Below are 16428 nucleotides of genomic sequence, written 5' to 3'. Positions count from 1 at the left end.
TGAGGCAAAGCTGACAATGTCTTGTAACGCAGACTCCGCAGCGTTAAAATTCGCAAATGCGAAATTTCATCTTTATTTACTCGAAACAAGGCGCGGCGTTTTGCAAGGAGCAAAAATCGACGGCGGCTATGGCGCGGCATTTACTGCCATGGTAAATTTCCGAAAGACTTAACGAAAATGCCATTCCACTGTGCTCGTTAGCGCCGCAGCTTAATGCATTGGTATGTTCGACAAGCCTGCGGAGTGTTTGACCATCGGCGCGAACGCAATCCATTCCCATTTGGCATTTACGAAGATGCGCACCGTCGCTTGCGCTCTCCAGACCTATTCCAAGGTTGGAGGACTGCAAAGCTTCAATCGCAGGTTGTTTCAAAATTTGGGCCGCCGCGCCCTCGACGCCGGCGAGCTCCCTGTGCGCGCCTTTGTCGATGATGACGCCGATGTGGCACTCCCCACGCTTCCCGGCGTCGAATTGGTCGCGCCGAAATCAAGGCTTGCATTTTTCGCTGGAGCTTTCTGGAGCGGCGTATTCGAAGCCGATGCGCTTCTGGTCTGCCATATCAACTTGTTGCCGCTGGCGATCGCCGTTCGGCTGTTTCGTCCCCGTCTGCCGATCGTGTTGTTTGTGCATGGTTTTGAAGCCTGGAACAGCCAAAATCGGCCGCGCAAGCTGAGCGAACATCTATTCCTGAAAGCCGTGACCCGAATCGTTTCCGTGAGCCGCTATACCGCCGCCGTAATGAGCCGCGAATTCGGCGTCCCGCTCGAAAAATTCCGCATCCTGCCGAATGCGGTCGATCATATCGGGCTCGAGGTTCCGGCCCCGGCGCGACGGCCTTTCTCGATCTTGACCGTGACGCGCCTCAGCGCTGGGGAACGCGCCAAGAACGTCCATGAAATGATCGCCGCCGTCGCCGCCTTGCGGAAGGTCCTGCCGGACGTGTCCTATGAGATCATCGGCGAAGGCGCGCTGCGTCCAGAGCTTGAAGCGCTCACGCGCGAGCTTGGCGTCGACGATGTGGTTTCCTTCCGCGGGCTTGTCGACGTCGAAACCCTGCAGGCGGCCTATGCTTCGGCCTGCGTCTTCGCCATGCCGTCGGACAAGGAGGGGTTTGGCATCGTCTATCTTGAGGCCTGGCAATATGGCTTGCCGGTCATCTGCAGCATCCACGGCGCCGCGAGCGAAGTCGTCACGGACGGCGTCGAAGGTTTCGTGGTCGACCCGGCCGATATTTCCACGCTGACGGCGCGGCTTCATGATTTGCTGTCGAAGCCGGATTTCGCGCGGGAGATGGGCGAGCGTGGGCGCCAGAAGGTCGAGGCAAAATATCTCAACGCCAATTTCCGCGTCGATCTTTCCGTTATTCTCGACGAACTCGACGACCCTGAAGGCGAGGGCGCGGTCGCCCGCCGCCATTCGCAGCTCAAATTCTGACCGGGCCTGTTCAAGCCGCCCGCCGCCGCTTATGCTTTAGCAGCCTTCATAACGGGATTAAGAGATCATGGCCGCTCATGCGACGCCGCATTTCCACAATCAGCCTGGCGTTCCGCGCGTGCGAGTCAGCGCGAGGGAATTTATGTGCGTCGGCGCGCTGCCGCCATTCGACCATCCGCATATCTTCATCGACATGGGCGACGCCGATGAAGCGATCTGCCCCTATTGTTCGACGCTCTATGTGTTTGACGCCTCGCTGCGCGGGCCGTGCGAGCCGCCCGAATGCGTCTTCGATCCGCAGTCGACGTCCGCCGCGGCATAACGCCTCGCTGGCTTTTTTATAAATGTCTGGGCATGCCCTGATTGCCGGGGCGGGGATCGGCGGCCTCAGCGCCGCGCTTTTCCTTGCCGCAACGGGCTGGCGCGTCAGTCTGTTCGAATCTGCTCCGGTCATCGAGGCGGTCGGCGCGGGACTGCAACTGTCGCCCAACGCCACCGCGATCCTGCGTCAAATCGGCGTGCTCGAAAGGCTCGGCCGAACAAGCCTCGCGCCAAAGGCCGTGCGCGTGCTGCGCGCGCGTGACGGCGCGACGCTCGCGCTCATGCGGCTCGATCGTGCCGAAAGCCGCTGGGGGGCGCCCTATCTTCTCGCCCATCGCGCCGACCTGCAGCGCGCGCTGCTCGACGCCGCGGCGGGACAGGAGGCGATCGCGCTTCATACAGGCGTCGCGCTCACCGGCTTCGCATCGGGGCCAGGCGGCGTCACCGCGGCGCTGCGCAAGGGAATGACGCGCTTTGAAGTTGCGGGCGATTGTCTGATAGGCGCCGATGGTTCGCGCTCCCTCGTGCGCGGCAGGCTTCTTGGCGGAGATGACGCGCTGAATATGTCGCGTCGCGCCGCCTGGCGCGCGCTGGTTCCGGCCGATCGCGCGCCGCCCGAGGCGCTCCGCCCGGAAAGCTGCCTGTGGCTCGGTCGCAAGGCGCATCTCGTGCATTACCCTTTGCGCGGCGGCTCCGTCGTCAATGTCGTCGCCATCGTCGCGCAGGAGCAGGGGAAGGCCGATGAGGGACCATTCTGGTCGAACGCCGCCGATCCCGCCGAACTCGTAGAGACGTTCAAAGGCTGGCATGAAAGCGCGCGCGCTTTGCTCGCCGGCGCCGGCGAATGGCGCAAATGGCGCCTGCACGATCGCGACCCGCTGCCGGGCTGGAGCGCCGGGCGCGTCGCGCTGCTGGGCGACGCCGCCCATCCGATGCTGCCGTTCCTGGCTCAGGGCGCGGCGCAGGCGATCGAGGACGCCGGCGCGCTCGGCGCAGCGCTCGGCAGAGTGAAAGCGGGTGGCGATATTCCGGGGGCGCTGAGCGCCTATGGCGCAAGCCGGCTTCCCCGGGCGAGCCGCGTCCAGCTCGAATCGCGCGCGCAGGAGCGCATCTATCATCTTTCCGGACCTGCCGCCTTCGCGCGCGATCTCGCCTTGCGGGCGATGGGCGGCGAACGCCTGCTTGCGCGTTACGATTGGCTGTATCGCGCCGCGCCCGCTTGACAGGCGAGAAGGGCCGGTGAAATTGGGGCGTCTTTCCGGCGGGGTTGAAGATGCAGCGGATGATTCTGGCGGTATTGTTGTTTGGCGCAGCGGCCACGCTCGGAGGCTGCAATCAGATCTCGAGCGTCCCTTATTCCGCGCCGGTCGCCGCCGCGCCATCCTCGGGCGGCCCGACAATGCCCTCGCCGCCGAACTGGCCGGCGCTCCCCGCAGCCGCTTCCTGTTCCGGACCGTTGGACGACTTCCAGAAAGTCATCTGGTCGGACGTCAAGACCGGCAATGTCAATCGCTCGGTCTATGATTCGATGGCCGCCGATCTGTCGCGCGCGGCGGGCGCCTGCGCGGCGGGGCAGGACGGCGAAGCGCTCGCCATTTTGCGCGCCACCAAAGCGAAGCACGGCTACCGGGCTTAGGCTTTCGCCAACTCGTCGCGCAGATAGCGCAGCGTGAAATCGGGCATCCTGTCCGCGACAAGATCGGCTTCGGAAAACACCGGATGCAGCGCGGAGAACTCCGGGCTTTTCTGATGCTTGGCGAAGGCGCGAAACTGCGCCTCGATTTGCGACGCGGTGAGCTGCGAACGCGTCGTCTTCATGCAGGCGATGCGCGGTCCCTCGAAAACGACGCGCCAGCCGGCGTCGAAGGCGACTTCGTCGGCTGCGATCCCCGTCTCCTCCAATAATTCACGCGCGACGCTGCCTTCAAGGTCGAGGCGGTCGCCGACGACGTCGCTGAGGTCGGGGGTGCCGGCCGGAAAATAGATTTTTCCGGCATTGGCGGTCGATTCGCTCATACGTCCGAGCATGAAGGCGCCGTCAGCCGAGACGAGCGCCGCCATCGCAAAGCAATTGCGCGTTTCAACATCGGGAAAGCCGAAATCGCGCCAGGCCAGGAAGGCCTTGAAATCGACCGCGGCGGCGACGCCCGACAAAATTCGCCGATCGTTTCGCGTCTCCAGCGCGCGCTCGAAATTCAGAAAGACGCGGCCGTTGAAAAGATGCGGATTGGCCTCGCGCAGCTTTTGCCAGTGCAGGTCGATCTCCGCTGCCTGATCGCTCGCAAAGGCCCAGCCCTTTTCTTCGATTTTGATGATCAGCTCGTCGACGTCTTCAATGTGAGGCGGCTCATATGCGCTCAAGACGCCGCGCCAGCCCGAATCGTCGCGACGGCGCCTCCGACGGCGAATGCGCTCCACCAGCGCCGCAGCGCTTCGGCCGAACAGGGCAGCTCCTCGTCGAGGCCCATGGTGAAATTCCGCCAGGCCCCCAGAAAGCGCATCGGCACGCAGACGAGCGTCGGCACGCCGGCCATGGCGGCCGCGCCGATTTCGGCGTAGAGGCCCTTGCCCTCGATCTCAAGCTTGCCGAAGCGATTGATGAACAGAAGGTCGGGGGATCGTTCGAGCGCCCCGGCGATCTCGCCGGCGGCTCTGGCGATCGCGCCCGGATCGACGCGACAGGATTGCGATTGCCGGCCAAGATCCTGAAGAATCGAGAAGGTCTGGCCGGTTTCGACATTGCGAAGCTCGGTGTCCCGGCAATCGCAGCTTTGCGCCGCCTCCGTGAGCTGGATCACGCCGCCAAGCCTGTAGCCCTCGGCGGAAAGCTCCGCGACAAAGGCCTCGACAATGAAGTTTGCCCGCTCGCCATCCTCGAACACCAGCGAAGCGAGGGTCTTGATGTCCGGGCGATTCTCCCCGCTCATGGCCGCTTCCGCCGGATATGGAAAATCAGCGCGTCATCGCGGCGGTCTTGACGTTCGAGCGCATCGCCTGTCTCGTTGAGAAGGTGCGGAATATCGATCGAGGCGAGCGGGTCGGTGCATTCGACGATGAGCAGATCGCCCCCGTTGAGCTTGCGCAACGCCTTGGCGGTGCGCAGCGCGGGCAGCGGACAGGCAAGACCCCTGAGGTCGAGCGAGGTTGTGGCGGAGTCGGCCCTCATGCGCGTTTGCGGGCTCCGGATCGGCGCGAGAAGTTTTGAAGGATAAACGATCTGCATGCTATATTCCATAAGGAATAGTACGGAGTTCTTGCCCCCTTTGCGCTCGCGCGTCTCGCCGAAAGCGAGGCTCGCATGCGCGTGATCGGACTTTCGGGTTGGAGCGGAGCCGGAAAGACAACGCTGATCGTCAAGCTCATTCCCCATCTTATCGCGCGCGGAGTTCACGTGTCGACGCTGAAACACGCCCATCACGCCTTCGACATCGACCAGCCCGGCAAGGATTCCTATCGTCACCGCGAAGCCGGCGCCAGCGAGGTTCTGATCGCCTCCGCCAAACGCTTCGCCCTGATGCATGAGATCCGCGACGGCGAGGAGCCGTCCCTCTCCGAGCTGCTGGCGCGACTGAGCCCGGTCGATCTCGTCCTGATCGAAGGGTTCAAGCGCGACGCTCACGCCAAAATCGAGGTGAGCCGGGCAGCCAACGGCAAGCCGCCGCTCTTTCCGGACGATCCGGGCATCGTGGCGGTGATCAGCGACGATCCCCCCGGCGCCGGCTCGCTGCCGCACGCCCATCTCGACGATGTGGCTGCGGCGGCGGACCTCATTTTGCGCTTCGCCGAGCCGGTCGAGGCGACGCTCGCCGTGCTCGCGCGGGGCGGCGCGCCTGAAGGCGGTCGATGACGCAGCTCGGCCAGGATATTTTCGCGGCGGGCGAGAAGCCGATGCGCGTCGAGGAGGCCGCCGCCTGGCTCGTGGCGCGCGCGCCGGCGACGGGGGACCTCGAGACCGTCTCGATTTTTGAGGCTGACGGCCGCATCCTGGCCCATGATCTGACGGCGCCGCTCGCTCTGCCGGGCTTCGACAATTCGGCCGTCGACGGCTATGCGGTCGCCTTCAAGGATCTTGCGACGGCGGGCGAGAGCGTGCTGCCGATCGGCGGGAGAATGGCTGCCGGCCGGTCTTTTGATCCTGCGGGCGGCGACGATCTCTCCGGCACGGCCGTGCGGATCTTCACCGGCGCGATGATGCCGCCCGGGATGAACACGGTCTTCATGCAGGAAGATTGCCGCCTCACGGCGGACGGCCGCGTTGTCCTGCCGCCTGGCCTGAAACCCGGCGACAATCGGCGATTGCGCGGCGAGGACATCGACGTCGGCGCGCTCGCCATCGCCGCCGGGCGCAGGCTGGCGCCGGAGGACATCGGCCTTGCCGCTGCGCTCGGGCTCGATCGACTGACCGTCCGGCGCCGATTGAAGGCGGCGATCTTTTCGACCGGCGACGAACTCGTCTGCCCTGTGCTGCCGCGGATCGAGGGCGCGCTGCAAGCGCCGGACGCTTACGACGCCAACCGATTTCTGCTTTGCGCGCTGCTGCGCCGCCAGGGCCTCGAGGTCACTGATCTCGGCATTCTGCCCGACGACAAAACGCAGATCGCCGCGGCGCTGCGCAAGGCCGCGAAAGGCCATGACCTTATCGTCAGTTCCGGCGGCGTCTCTGTCGGAGAAGAGGATCATGTGAAGGCGGCGATTCTCGAACAGGGCTCGCTCCATTTCTGGCGCCTCGCGATCAAGCCCGGCCGACCGCTGGCGATGGGCGTGATCGACGGCGCGCCCTTCATCGGCCTGCCGGGCAATCCGGTTGCGGCCTTTATCGGCTTTGTGTTCGTCGCGCGCGCCCTTATCGCCGCTTTGTCCGGCGCGCGTTTTGAGGCGCCGCTCGCCGTCCCCGTGGCCTCCGGTTTCGCTTACCGGAAAAAGGCCGGGCGCCGCGAATTTTTGCGGGCGAGCCTTTTTCGCGACGCCTCGGGCGTCCTGACCGCCGAAAAATACGCCGGGCAGGGCGCGGCGGTGCTGACCTCGCTGACGCGAACGCGCGGCTTCGTCGATCTGCCGGAGGAGGCCGTCGAGATCGCCCCGGGCGATCGCGTGAATTTCATTGATTACGATCTGATACGTTAGTGTCTAAAGCATCGCGCCGGTCTGAAAACGGCGCGTTTTCGGCGTGATGCTGAGGATCTCAATGGACTATCTCTGGATCATGATCGGCAGCGCGCTTGGCGGGGCGGCGCGTTTCTGGGTTACCGGCTTCGTCGCCGAGCAGACCGGCGGGATCTTCCCCTGGGGCACCGTGCTCATCAATGTGTCGGGCTCTTTCCTCATCGGCTTCTTCGGGTCGCTGACGGGAGCCGAGGGGCGTTTTGTCGTCGGCGAATCGGCGCGCCTGTTCGTGATGATCGGCCTCTGCGGCGGCTTCACGACCTTTTCCTCCTTCAGCCTGCAGACGCTGAATCTGATGCGCCAGGGCGAGATGATTCGCGCCGGGGGCAATATCGCGCTCTCCGTTGTGTTCTGCCTTCTCGCGGTCTGGCTCGGTCATGTCGTGGCGGTAGCGATCAATCAGATGAAGGGCGCTTGAGGCTCCATTTGCAGTCTATTCGATCCACGCATTCGATGATCGCGAATTAGAATAGATATCAAACATCCTTGTTGCAGCAAATAAAGACGTGATTAAAATAGATATCCGTCCGAGAGCAGAGGGATACTATGTGCGATCTTGCCAATGAGCGAAATAGAATAAATCAAATCTTGACGGCTGCTGCGGCCGATTGGGCGGCCGAAGATCCCCGAAAATCCGGCGCTCTCATAGAGCGCTGCGTCGCCGCGCTCGAAGCGGTTTATGTCGGCTCCTGCGTCGAGGAATGCCTGCGCCGGCGGGCCGAAGACTGGGTCGCAGCCTACGGCGAGCAAGCAGAGCGGCGCGCCGCCTGAGGCCGCGCCTGTCCGAACGTCAATTCCATGTCTCGAACCTTGACCTCGATCCATGAAAGATCACCCATCATGTCAGAGCATCAGTCCCATGCGCCTGAAGTCGCGGGCCAGCACGCAGACGCTCCAGCCGAGCATCTTTTCTTCGCGCAATATCGCTATTGGATGGCGGGCTACGCCACCCGCGACATGTTCTGCTGGGATTGCGCCTGGGATACGCTGTTGCGCTATGTCGCGCCGGAGGCGGGCAAGGCGCTTTACGCCGAATTCCACCTCTTCACGCGCGTCCTTAATCAAAGCTCGCGGCGGCCGATTGGCTGGCTGCCGGATCTCTGCCGCTGCCTGTGCCGCGACGAATATTGGGTCTTGAATCTCGTCGCCGCCTCCCAGCAGGGGCAGGCGCATGAGGAGCTTCTGGCTGCGGCCGAACTGGTCGGTATCGACGAGGCGCGCGCCCTTCTTGGCGCGAGCCGGTCGCTGGCGCGGGCGCTCAAGGCGGAGAATTTTGTCTTGGCGCCGCTCGACGGCGTGCTGAGCCGCATCGGACGCGCCGAACGAGCGCCGGCGCAAACGACCTGGCATTGAGCAATTGGCGCTGAGCAGGCCGACGCGCCCGCACGGCCGCGTCACGCCGTCTGGGCCGCCTCGAACTGGCCGGTCAACTCCAGCCATTCTTCCTCGACGGCGCGCAGCGCTTTTTCCAGTTCGCCGCGCTGCGCGGACAGCTGCGCCGCCTTGGCGGGATCCTTGGAAAAGCTCGCCGGATTGGCCAACGCCTTGTCGATGCGATCCGCGAGATCCTGGAATTTGCGCATTTTCTCCTCGGCGGCGGCGATGCGTTTCTTCAGCGGCCCCGGATCCTTGACGCGGATCGGCGCGGGTTCGCGCGGGGCGTTGTCCGCCTTGGCCTGACGCTCTTTCCTTCCCTTGCCCGACCCTGCGCCGGTGCGATCGAGGATGAATTTCTTATAGTCGTCGACGTCGCCGTCGAAGGAGGTCACCGTCCCCTCGGCGACGAGCCAGAGGCGGTCGGCGCAGGCCTCCAGCAGATGGGGGTCATGCGAGACGAGAATGACGGCGCCTTCATAATCGTTGATCGCCTCGATCAGGGCGCCGCGGCTGTCGATGTCGAGATGGTTCGTCGGCTCGTCGAGGATCAGGAGATGCGGCCCGTTGAAGGCGGCGAGGCCCATCAGCAGCCGGGCCTTTTCGCCGCCGGAGAGCTGAGCGATTTTTGTGTCGGCCTTGACGTTCGGAAATCCGAACTGGGCGCATTTGGCGCGGATCTTGGCTTCGGTCGCGTCGCGCATATGGTCGGCGACGCATTGATAGGGCGTCGCCTTCTCGTCGAGATCGTCAACCTGATGCTGGGCGAAAAATCCGACGTCGAGCTTCGAGGAGCGCCGCACGACGCCGGAAAGCGGCGAGAGCCGTCCGGCGACGAGCTTGGCGAAGGTGGATTTGCCGTTGCCGTTCGATCCGAGCAGGCCGATGCGGTCGTCCTCGGCGATATTGAGGGAGAGATGGCGCAGCACAGGCGTCTCGCCATAGCCGACGCTGGCGTCGTCCATGGCGACGATCGGCGGATTGAGCGGCTTTGCCGGCGAGGGCAGATAGAAGGGCAGAATGTGCCCGTCGACGATCGCCGCGATCGGCTCCATCTTGGCCAGCATCTTGAGGCGCGATTGCGCCTGCGCCGCCTTTGTCGCCTTGGCGCGGAAGCGGTCGACGAATGCTTGCAAATGTTTGCGCTGATCGTCCTGCTTCTTCTTGTGCTTCACAAGAATGGCCTGTTGTTCGCGGCGCTGCTTCTCGAAGCTCGAATAATTGCCGCGCCAGAGGGTCAGCTTGGCGGAGTCAAGATGCAGAATATGATCCGAAACAGCATCGAGCAGGTCGCGGTCATGGCTAATGACGAGAATTGTCGCCGGGTAGCGTTGCAGATAATCGATCAGCCAGAGCGTGCCTTCGAGATCGAGATAATTGGTCGGCTCGTCGAGCAGAAGCAGGTCGGGGGCGGAAAACAGCACCGCCGCGAGGGCGACGCGCATGCGCCAGCCGCCCGAGAATTCCGACAGGGGCTTTGCCTGCGCCGCCTCGTCGAAGCCAAGGCCGGCGAGAATGCCGGCCGCCTTCGCGGGCGCCGCATGGGCGTCGATGTCGACGAGGCGCAAGTGAATGTCTGCGATGCGGCCGGGGTCCGCGGCGGTCTCGGCCTCGCGCATCAGCGCGGCGCGCTCGACGTCGGCGTCGAGCACGAAATCGATCAGCGATTGCGGACCGCCCGGCGCCTCCTGCTCGACTCGGCCTAGGCGCATCTGGCGCGGATAGGAGACCTCGCCCGATTCGGGGTGGAGCTCGCCTGAAATGATCTTGAACAAGGTCGTCTTGCCGGCCCCGTTGCGGCCGACGAAGCCGACGCGAGATCCGTCGGGCAAAGCGGCGCTCGCCTTGTCGAACAGAACGCGCGGTCCGAGCCGCAGCGTGACGTCATTGATGTGAAGCATCCGAGCTTTTCGCCCGAGTTGCGTTGCAATGCAAGGAGGCCGGCCCACACGCGGCCAAGCGGCGCGGCCGATCCGCCTGCGCGCCAATTGCTGCGACGCAATGCCGCGTGGAGCGCAGCGGGGCGCGGGCTTAGGTTGAGGCGGTGGAGTTAGAGCAATTCTAACAGGTTGCGCATTGGCCCGAGGGGCGGCGGCGCTTGCCATCCTCAGCTCAAGTCAGAGGTCGCACGCGTTTTGCATCTTGAGCTCAGCGCCCGCACAAGCAAACGGGTGTTATGCGATGCAGCAATATTGGTTCTGGCGATCCTGTCGATTTGCATGAACGATTGGACGCAAAGAACCGTTTGGTAATAACTCTTCATATCGATAGTCATGCGTCTATAAGGAGACAGCAAATATGGCCCGTATTGGCGAAACGCTTCCCGAATTTTCTGTAACTGGCGTCAAGCCGGGCTTTGAGAAGCATGAAGAGAATGGCGAAAGCGCCTTCGAAGAAATCACGCAAGCCAGCTTTCCTGGGAAATGGAAGATCATCTTCTTCTATCCGAAGGATTTCACCTTCGTTTGCCCGACCGAGATCGCCGAATTTGCGCGTCTCAACGAAGAATTCTCCGAGCGCGACGCCGTCGTCCTCGGCGGTTCGACCGACAATGAATTCGTCAAGCTCGCCTGGCGCCGCGATCACAAGGATCTTGCCAAGCTGCCGATCTGGCAGTTTGCAGACACAAATGGATCACTTACAGACGGTCTCGACGTTCGCTCCCCGGCCGGCGTCGCTTATCGCTACACTTTCATTGTCGACCCCGACAATGTGATCCAGCATATTTACGCGACCAACCTCAATGTCGGCCGCGCCCCGAAGGACACGCTGCGCGTGCTTGACGCGCTGCAGACGGACGAACTTTGCCCCTGCAACCGCGAGGTTGGCGGCGACGTTCTGAAAGCGGCTTAATGTCGATCGATAGCCTCAAGGGGCAACTTCCTGATTTCGCGAAGGATGTGCGACTTAACCTCGGCTCCATCGCGAATGACGACAGTCTCAAGGAGCAGACAAAATATGGTCTGCTGCTCGCCTGCGCCCTCGCCAGCCGGAACGCCGAGGTGGCGGCCGCTTTCGATCGCGAGGCCGCCTCGCATCTGACGCCCGAAGCGCGCGACGCCGCGCGCGCCGCGGCGACGATCATGGGGATGAACAACGTTTATTATCGCTTTGTTCATCTCGCCTCGAATCCGGTCTACAAAACCATGCCGGCGAAGCTGCGCATGGGCGTGATCGGCTCTCCCGGCGTGCCGAAGACCGATTTCGAGCTTTGGTGCCTCGCCGTTTCGGCGATCAACGGCTGCGGCATGTGCATCGACGCGCATGAGAAGGTTCTTGCCGACGCCGGCGTGACCCAGGAGGTCATCCAGACGGCGGTGCGTTTCGCCGCCATCGTGCAATCGGCGGCGATCGCTCTCGAGGCGGCGCAGCTGCCGGCCTTCGCTTAAGACGCACGCTTTACGTAAGACATTAACTCAAGCATGGAGCCCGCTGGACCGTAAGGTTGAGCGGGCTTCTTGCGTTTGCGGGGCGTTCATTTTGACAGGGCGGTCAGCTTGTCCGGAATGCCCTTGACGATCAGCCGCGCCAATTCGTCGATGGCTACGCGGCGCGGATGGGTCGGCCGCGACACCAGACGAATCGTCCGCGACGTATGCGGCCCGGTCAGCCGGCGCGCCGTCAGGTCGCCGGGCAGGCGCGGCTCCTCGATCAGCGCCAGGGCTGGGATCAGCGTCATGCCATAGCCCGCCGCCGCCATATGAAGCAGCGTCTGCAGGCTGGTCGCCCGCATGTCGGTCAAATCGCCTTCGTTGCGCCGCGGGCTCGAACAGAGGTCGAGCGCCTGATCGCGCAAGCAGTGGCCGTCGGCGAGCAGAAGCAGCTGCTGCGGGTCGATCGCCGCAGCGTTCACTTCATTTTGCGCCGCGAGCGGATTGTCGCGCGCGAGCACGAGGAAAAATGGCTCTTCGAATAATTCGATGATCGACAGCGCCTCATTATCGGGGTCGGAGGCGATCAGCGCCGCGTCGAGCTCGCCTTGGGCGACGAGGTCGATCAGCCGCTCGGTCAGATCCTCGACCAGCGCCAGCGGCGTCAGCGGCATGGCCGCTCTCGCAAGCGGCAGCACGAAGGGCATCAGATAAGGCGCGAGCGTCGGGATCACGCCAAGGCGCAGGGGGCCCAGCATCGGATCGCGGCTCGCCTTGGCGCAGGCGAGAAGGTCGTCGGCGGCGGCGACCGCGCGTCGCGCATGGGCAAGGATGAGGTCGCCAGCGGCGGTCGTCGTCAGCGATTTGCCAACGCGCTCGAAAATGGCGACGCCGAGCTCTTCCTCAAGCTTCAGGATCTGGCCGCTCAGCGTCGGCTGACTGACGTGGCAGGCGGCGGCGGCGCGGCCAAAATGTTTGAGATCGGCGACTTTGATGATGTAGCGAAGGTCGCGCAGGTTCATGCCACTCGAATATCAATCCTGACCTGCCAATACAATGACGGCGTGAGCGCGGCGGCTTGCGGCCGGGGCGGCGCGCCTCTATAAGCGCCCTCGAATTTCCCTCCTCAATTTCCCCGGCTTCCCAAGGATTTTTCGCTTATGGCGATCGAACGCACCTTCTCCATCATCAAGCCCGACGCGACTCGGCGCAATCTGACCGGCGCGATCAATGCGCTGATCGAAAAGGCGGGACTGCGCATCATCGCCCAGAAGCGCGTGCAGATCACTCGGCCGCAGGCCGAAACCTTTTATGCCGTGCACAAGGAGCGCCCCTTCTTTGGCGCGTTGGTCGACACCATGATCAGCGGCCCGGTCGTCGTGCAGGTGCTGGAAGGCGAGAACGCCATCAAGGCCTATCGTGACGTCCTCGGCGCGACCGATCCGGCCAAGGCGGCGCCGGGCACGATCCGCAAGGAGTTCGCGCTGTCGGTCGGGGAAAATTCGGGCCATGGCTCCGACGCGTCGGAAACGGCGGCGATCGAGATCGCGCAATGGTTTTCGGGCAACGAGATCGTCGGTTGACGGATAGCCGGGCTCGCCGAGGCTTCCGGAGGGCCCGGACGTTTTCAAACCGCGCTCAGGAGCTTGGCGTCCAGGTCCAGATGATGTCGCGAACGGCGATTTGCTTTGGAATGAGCCCGGCCCTGAAAAAGCGATCCGCCGCGGCTTGCTGATTGGCGACGATCTGCTCATTCAGCGGGACGACGTCGAGGTCCGCGCGCTGCACGGCCTTGAGAATCGCTTCTTGATCGATGCCTGTTGCATCGTGGATGGCCTGCGCCAGTTCGGGGCGATGCGCGCGGGCCCAGGCAAGCTCACGGGCGAAGACGTCGATGAGCTTGGTCAGCGTCTGCGGATGGGCCTGCGCGAAGCTTTTGGCGGCGAGGAAGAATTGCGAGGGCTGTTCGACCTCGGTGTTCAGCGCGACGACGCGCGCGCCGGCCTTTTGGGCGAGCGCGAAATAGGGATCCCAGATCGTCCAGGCGTCGACGCTGCCGCGCGAAAAGGCGGCGAATCCATCGGCCGGGGCGAGATAGACCGGCTTGATATCGTTGAACGAAAGCCCGACCGTCTCCAGCGCGGCGATCGTCATGTTATGCGCGCTCGAACCCTTCGGAATGGCGATCGCCTTGCCCTTGAGATCGGCGATGGCTCGGATCGCCGAATCCGCGCGCACGACGATTCCCTCGATCGAATTTCTCGGCAGAGCTGCGACATAAAGCAGATCGGCCCCCGCCGCCTGCGAGAAGATCGGCGGGGCGTCGCCGGTGAAGCCGAAATCGACGCTGCCTGTCGCGAGCGCCTCGAGGATCGGCGGCCCGAATGGAAATTCGATCCATTTGATGGCGATGTTCTGCGGTTCGAATGCAATCTCCAGCGTGCGGCGCTGTTTGAACGCGAACAGGACGCCCGCCTTTTGAAATCCGATACGGATTTCCTTCAGCTCGGCGGCTTTCGCTTCGATGGCCAGCGCGGCGATCGCTCCGCCAAGGGCGGCGCTGAGAAAATGTCGGCGGTGCATGGGCGGATTCCTTGTCGTCGCGCGGTGGGGCGAGGCGGCCTCAAGAAATCTTAGTCTATAGAGACTGTCAAATATACGCCGACAGTGGATTGCCTTGTGCGTGGCGCCGCGATGCCGGTTCTTGCGACGCGTCGCGCAGTCGCAGGTCGCGCGCGCTGCGGCCTGTCCTGCGCCTCAACAGCGTGCGCAAGGTGACGCCATCGGCATAGCCGACCTGCGCCGCGATCTGCTCGACGCTGTCGCTCGTCGTCTGCAGAAGATGCGTGGCGCGCTCGACGCGCAAATCCTGGAAAAACGACAAGGGAGATCGGCCGAGGACGCTGCGCAGCCGTCGCGCCAGGGTGCGCTCGCTTGAGCCAACGGCGAGCGCCGCCGCGCTGAGTGAAAAGCCATCGGCGATATGGCTTCGCGCCCATCGTTCGAAACGCTCGACGATCGGGTCGTTATGCGCGAGGTGATCCGGGACGATGAAGGCGGCCTGCGACGGCCGCGGATCGGCCAGTAGATATTTCCCTGTGATGGCCGCGAGCGCCGGACTCGCGCGGCGGATCACGCGCAAAGCAAGATCCAGATGGCCGAGCGCTGCTCCCGCCGTCATCCGGCGCCGGGTTTCCACGATCATGCGCGACTCGTCGAGATCGACCTGCGGATAGCGGGCGCGAAACAGAGGCGCGAGCCACCAGCTCGTCGTCGCTGGCAGCCCGTCGAGCAGCCCGGCCCCGGCCAGCAGAAAAGTGGCCGTGCAGGCCGCTGCGATCTCGACGCCTTGTCCGGCAAAGGCGCGCAGGAGCCGGCGCGCCTCGGCGACGTCTTTGCGCTCCAGGGCGGCCAGCAGAGTTTCGGGCGTCTTCGCTCCGAGCGCCGGAACGATGACGAGGTCCGGCGGCGGCAAATCCTTAAACTGTCTGACGGGAACAATGAGGCCTTGAGCCGTTTTCACGCGCTTGCGGACGCCGACGATGCGGACCGTGAAGGGCGGCGACGCAACGTCCGCTGTGGCCGCCAGGTCGTTTGCGGCCCCGAAGGCGTCGAGCAGCGCGGCAAGACCCGTGTCGAATACGCCGTCCAGCGCCAGAAGATAGATGATCATGGCGAGAATGATAACAATATTGGCGATCCCGCCAAGCGGCAAAGGGTTCGCATTGGCTTAGAAAAGGAGGGTTCGTTTCATTTGCTGCAAGAAGGAAAGCAAAATGGTCAGTCTCGCTTTGTTTGTGCGTCTCGAAGCCAAGCCCGGGCAGGCTGAGGCCTTGCAGACATTTCTGGAAGGCGGTTTGCAGCTCGCCAATGCGGAGCCGGAGACCTCAGTCTGGTTCGCTCTGCGTTTCGGGCCGCAAAGCTTCGGCATCTTCGACGCCTTCGCCAACGAGCATGGGCGCGAGGCGCATCTCAATGGCGCGATCGCCGCAGCTTTGATGGCGCGCGCCGGAGAATTGCTGGCTGAACCGCCACGCATCGAAAAAGTGGACGTGCTGGCCGCAAAGCTCGGCCAAAGCTGAGGCGTCAGCCTTTCTAGTCGGCGGGATTGCGCAGCGCCGCCGGCGCCTCTGTTTCGTCGTCGCAAAACACCCGATTGCCGAGGATGTGCAGCGAGCCGCCCGCCAGCCTCTCCAGCGCCGCCGGATAGATCAGATGCTCCTGCTCCAGCACGCGCGCCGCCAATGTCGCCGGCGTATCGCCGTCAAGCACGGCGACGGCCGCCTGCGCGACGATGGGACCCTCATCCATCGCCGGAACGACGAAATGCGCTGTGCAGCCGTGAATCTTGACGCCGTCGGCGAGCGCCCGCTCATGCGTGTTGAGGCCGCGATAGGCGGGCAGCAAAGCGGGGTGGATGTTGAGCATGCGCCCGCGCCATTGCCCGATGAACCAGGGCGTCAGCAGCCGCATGAAGCCGGCAAGGCAGATGAGTTCGATCCGATGCAGATCGAGCAGCGCCTGCATCGAGCGCTCGAATTCTTCGCGCCCAGCGTAGATCTTATGGTCGACGGCGGCGCAGGCGACGCCCTGCGATTTGGCGAAGGAGAGGCCAGCCGCCTCGGGCCGGTTCGACAGCACCAGCGCGATTTCGGCCGGAAAGGACGGCTCGCGCGCGCGCTCAACCAGCGCCTGCATGTTGGAGCCGCGCCCCGAAATCAGCACGGCCGTGCGCTTGCGCCATGTCGTCAAAGCGAAAAACTC

Annotated in this window: 20 protein-coding genes and 1 pseudogene; 13 read left to right on the top strand and 8 right to left on the bottom strand. The window is 63.8% G+C overall.

From position 1 onward, the window contains the following. The first annotated feature begins 295 nt into the window (after window positions 1–295). From MSIL_RS20035 to MSIL_RS05065, 4 genes are all read left to right on the top strand, one after another. Complete coding sequence (locus MSIL_RS20035; RefSeq protein WP_187148705.1) at window positions 296–1435, top strand: glycosyltransferase family 4 protein; 1140 nt, start codon at window positions 296–298, stop codon at window positions 1433–1435. 67 nt (window positions 1436–1502) lie between these two features. Next, complete coding sequence (locus tag MSIL_RS05075; protein WP_012590022.1) at window positions 1503–1757, top strand: zinc-finger domain-containing protein; 255 nt, start codon at window positions 1503–1505, stop codon at window positions 1755–1757. A gap of 22 nt (window positions 1758–1779) precedes the next feature. Further along, window positions 1780–2979, top strand: a complete 1200-nt coding sequence (locus MSIL_RS05070) for an FAD-dependent monooxygenase (RefSeq protein ID WP_012590021.1) — start codon at window positions 1780–1782, stop codon at window positions 2977–2979. A gap of 50 nt (window positions 2980–3029) precedes the next feature. Continuing rightward, window positions 3030–3392, top strand: a complete 363-nt coding sequence (locus MSIL_RS05065) for a hypothetical protein (protein ID WP_012590020.1) — start codon at window positions 3030–3032, stop codon at window positions 3390–3392. Here MSIL_RS05065 and MSIL_RS05060 read toward each other — a convergent pair. From MSIL_RS05060 to MSIL_RS05050, 3 genes are read right to left on the bottom strand one after another with little or no spacing between them, the layout of a single operon-like run. Further along, complete coding sequence (locus MSIL_RS05060) at window positions 3389–4117, bottom strand: NUDIX hydrolase (protein ID WP_012590019.1); 729 nt, start codon at window positions 4115–4117, stop codon at window positions 3389–3391. The genes MSIL_RS05065 and MSIL_RS05060 overlap by 4 nt on opposite strands. Continuing rightward, complete coding sequence (locus MSIL_RS05055; RefSeq protein WP_012590018.1) at window positions 4114–4683, bottom strand: DUF2478 domain-containing protein; 570 nt, start codon at window positions 4681–4683, stop codon at window positions 4114–4116. The genes MSIL_RS05060 and MSIL_RS05055 overlap by 4 nt, the downstream gene beginning before the upstream one ends. Then, window positions 4680–4922 carry a sulfurtransferase TusA family protein gene (locus MSIL_RS05050; RefSeq protein ID WP_012590017.1) on the bottom strand — a complete coding sequence of 81 codons (243 nt, stop codon included), beginning with the start codon at window positions 4920–4922 and terminating at the stop codon, window positions 4680–4682. The genes MSIL_RS05055 and MSIL_RS05050 overlap by 4 nt, the downstream gene beginning before the upstream one ends. 114 nt (window positions 4923–5036) lie before the next feature. Between MSIL_RS05050 and mobB the strand changes: the two are divergent. The 5 genes and pseudogenes from mobB to MSIL_RS05025 form a co-directional block, all read left to right on the top strand. Further along, a pseudogene (gene mobB, locus MSIL_RS05045) lies at window positions 5037–5603 on the top strand (molybdopterin-guanine dinucleotide biosynthesis protein B); the annotation flags it as partial. Beyond that, window positions 5600–6880: a molybdopterin molybdotransferase MoeA gene (locus tag MSIL_RS05040; RefSeq protein WP_012590015.1), complete on the top strand. Its 1281-nt coding sequence runs from the start codon at window positions 5600–5602 to the stop codon at window positions 6878–6880. The pseudogene mobB and the gene MSIL_RS05040, both read left to right, overlap by 4 nt. A 46-nt stretch (window positions 6881–6926) precedes the next feature. Further along, on the top strand, window positions 6927–7337 hold the full coding sequence (gene crcB / locus MSIL_RS05035) for a fluoride efflux transporter CrcB (RefSeq protein ID WP_280110214.1): 411 nt from the start codon (window positions 6927–6929) through the stop codon (window positions 7335–7337). Between the two features lie 170 nt (window positions 7338–7507). Further along, window positions 7508–7690: a hypothetical protein gene (locus MSIL_RS05030; RefSeq protein ID WP_148213025.1), complete on the top strand. Its 183-nt coding sequence runs from the start codon at window positions 7508–7510 to the stop codon at window positions 7688–7690. Between the two features lie 69 nt (window positions 7691–7759). Beyond that, window positions 7760–8272, top strand: a complete 513-nt coding sequence (locus tag MSIL_RS05025) for a hypothetical protein (RefSeq protein WP_012590012.1) — start codon at window positions 7760–7762, stop codon at window positions 8270–8272. Between the two features lie 41 nt (window positions 8273–8313). Here MSIL_RS05025 and MSIL_RS05020 read toward each other — a convergent pair whose 3' ends face one another. After that, complete coding sequence (locus tag MSIL_RS05020) at window positions 8314–10194, bottom strand: ABC-F family ATP-binding cassette domain-containing protein (RefSeq protein ID WP_012590011.1); 1881 nt, start codon at window positions 10192–10194, stop codon at window positions 8314–8316. A gap of 397 nt (window positions 10195–10591) precedes the next feature. Here MSIL_RS05020 and MSIL_RS05015 point away from each other — a divergent pair, with 397 nt between their 5' ends. After that, complete coding sequence (locus tag MSIL_RS05015; RefSeq protein ID WP_012590010.1) at window positions 10592–11146, top strand: peroxiredoxin; 555 nt, start codon at window positions 10592–10594, stop codon at window positions 11144–11146. Continuing rightward, window positions 11146–11682 (top strand): alkylhydroperoxidase, AhpD family, encoded by a 537-nt coding sequence (gene ahpD, locus MSIL_RS05010; RefSeq protein WP_012590009.1) that lies wholly within the window; start codon window positions 11146–11148, stop codon window positions 11680–11682. Before MSIL_RS05015 ends, ahpD begins: the two co-directional genes overlap by 1 nt. An 86-nt stretch (window positions 11683–11768) precedes the next feature. Here the strand turns inward: ahpD and MSIL_RS05005 are convergent, their stop codons facing one another. After that, window positions 11769–12686 (bottom strand): hydrogen peroxide-inducible genes activator, encoded by a 918-nt coding sequence (locus MSIL_RS05005; RefSeq protein WP_012590008.1) that lies wholly within the window; start codon window positions 12684–12686, stop codon window positions 11769–11771. 138 nt (window positions 12687–12824) lie between these two features. Here MSIL_RS05005 and ndk point away from each other — a divergent pair, with 138 nt between their 5' ends. After that, window positions 12825–13247 (top strand): nucleoside-diphosphate kinase, encoded by a 423-nt coding sequence (gene ndk / locus MSIL_RS05000; protein WP_012590007.1) that lies wholly within the window; start codon window positions 12825–12827, stop codon window positions 13245–13247. A 55-nt stretch (window positions 13248–13302) separates the two neighbouring features. Here the strand turns inward: ndk and MSIL_RS04995 are convergent, their stop codons facing one another. Together MSIL_RS04995 and MSIL_RS04990 are read right to left on the bottom strand one after the other, a co-directional pair. Then, complete coding sequence (locus MSIL_RS04995; protein WP_012590006.1) at window positions 13303–14247, bottom strand: aliphatic sulfonate ABC transporter substrate-binding protein; 945 nt, start codon at window positions 14245–14247, stop codon at window positions 13303–13305. Window positions 14248–14314: 67 nt separating this feature from the next. Then, entirely contained in the window at window positions 14315–15379 is a 1065-nt protein-coding gene (locus tag MSIL_RS04990; protein WP_012590005.1) for a GlxA family transcriptional regulator, read from the bottom strand. Between the two features lie 61 nt (window positions 15380–15440). On the opposite strand from MSIL_RS04990, the gene MSIL_RS04985 reads away from it, so the two are divergent. Next, the gene (locus MSIL_RS04985) at window positions 15441–15746 is read left to right on the top strand and encodes a putative quinol monooxygenase (RefSeq protein ID WP_012590004.1); all 306 of its coding nucleotides are present in this window, start codon (window positions 15441–15443) and stop codon (window positions 15744–15746) included. A gap of 13 nt (window positions 15747–15759) precedes the next feature. Here the strand turns inward: MSIL_RS04985 and purN are convergent, their stop codons facing one another. After that, window positions 15760–16416, bottom strand: a complete 657-nt coding sequence (gene purN / locus MSIL_RS04980; RefSeq protein WP_012590003.1) for a phosphoribosylglycinamide formyltransferase — start codon at window positions 16414–16416, stop codon at window positions 15760–15762. Window positions 16417–16428 lie beyond the last annotated feature (12 nt).

The organism is Methylocella silvestris BL2 (assembly GCF_000021745.1).
GTDB lineage: Bacteria > Pseudomonadota > Alphaproteobacteria > Rhizobiales > Beijerinckiaceae > Methylocapsa > Methylocapsa silvestris.
The sequence above is the reverse complement of the archived record's forward strand: the minus strand, read 5'-3'. Positions and strand labels throughout refer to the sequence as shown.

Excerpts from the sequence above, each read along its gene's own strand:
- MSIL_RS20035 (WP_187148705.1), top strand. The coding sequence starts at position 296 with ATGCGCACCGTCGCTTGCGCTCTCCAGACCTATTCCAAGGTTGGAGGA.
- MSIL_RS05075 (WP_012590022.1), top strand. The coding sequence starts at position 1,503 with ATGGCCGCTCATGCGACGCCGCATTTCCACAATCAGCCTGGCGTTCCG.
- MSIL_RS05070 (WP_012590021.1), top strand. The coding sequence starts at position 1,780 with ATGTCTGGGCATGCCCTGATTGCCGGGGCGGGGATCGGCGGCCTCAGC.
- MSIL_RS05065 (WP_012590020.1), top strand. The coding sequence starts at position 3,030 with ATGCAGCGGATGATTCTGGCGGTATTGTTGTTTGGCGCAGCGGCCACG.
- MSIL_RS05055 (WP_012590018.1), bottom strand. The coding sequence starts at position 4,683 with ATGAGCGGGGAGAATCGCCCGGACATCAAGACCCTCGCTTCGCTGGTG.
- MSIL_RS05050 (WP_012590017.1), bottom strand. The coding sequence starts at position 4,922 with ATGAGGGCCGACTCCGCCACAACCTCGCTCGACCTCAGGGGTCTTGCC.
- MSIL_RS05040 (WP_012590015.1), top strand. The coding sequence starts at position 5,600 with ATGACGCAGCTCGGCCAGGATATTTTCGCGGCGGGCGAGAAGCCGATG.
- crcB (WP_280110214.1), top strand. The coding sequence starts at position 6,927 with ATGCTGAGGATCTCAATGGACTATCTCTGGATCATGATCGGCAGCGCG.
- MSIL_RS05025 (WP_012590012.1), top strand. The coding sequence starts at position 7,760 with ATGTCAGAGCATCAGTCCCATGCGCCTGAAGTCGCGGGCCAGCACGCA.
- MSIL_RS05020 (WP_012590011.1), bottom strand. The coding sequence starts at position 10,194 with ATGCTTCACATCAATGACGTCACGCTGCGGCTCGGACCGCGCGTTCTG.
- MSIL_RS05015 (WP_012590010.1), top strand. The coding sequence starts at position 10,592 with ATGGCCCGTATTGGCGAAACGCTTCCCGAATTTTCTGTAACTGGCGTC.
- ahpD (WP_012590009.1), top strand. The coding sequence starts at position 11,146 with ATGTCGATCGATAGCCTCAAGGGGCAACTTCCTGATTTCGCGAAGGAT.
- MSIL_RS05005 (WP_012590008.1), bottom strand. The coding sequence starts at position 12,686 with ATGAACCTGCGCGACCTTCGCTACATCATCAAAGTCGCCGATCTCAAA.
- ndk (WP_012590007.1), top strand. The coding sequence starts at position 12,825 with ATGGCGATCGAACGCACCTTCTCCATCATCAAGCCCGACGCGACTCGG.
- MSIL_RS04995 (WP_012590006.1), bottom strand. The coding sequence starts at position 14,247 with ATGCACCGCCGACATTTTCTCAGCGCCGCCCTTGGCGGAGCGATCGCC.
- MSIL_RS04985 (WP_012590004.1), top strand. The coding sequence starts at position 15,441 with ATGGTCAGTCTCGCTTTGTTTGTGCGTCTCGAAGCCAAGCCCGGGCAG.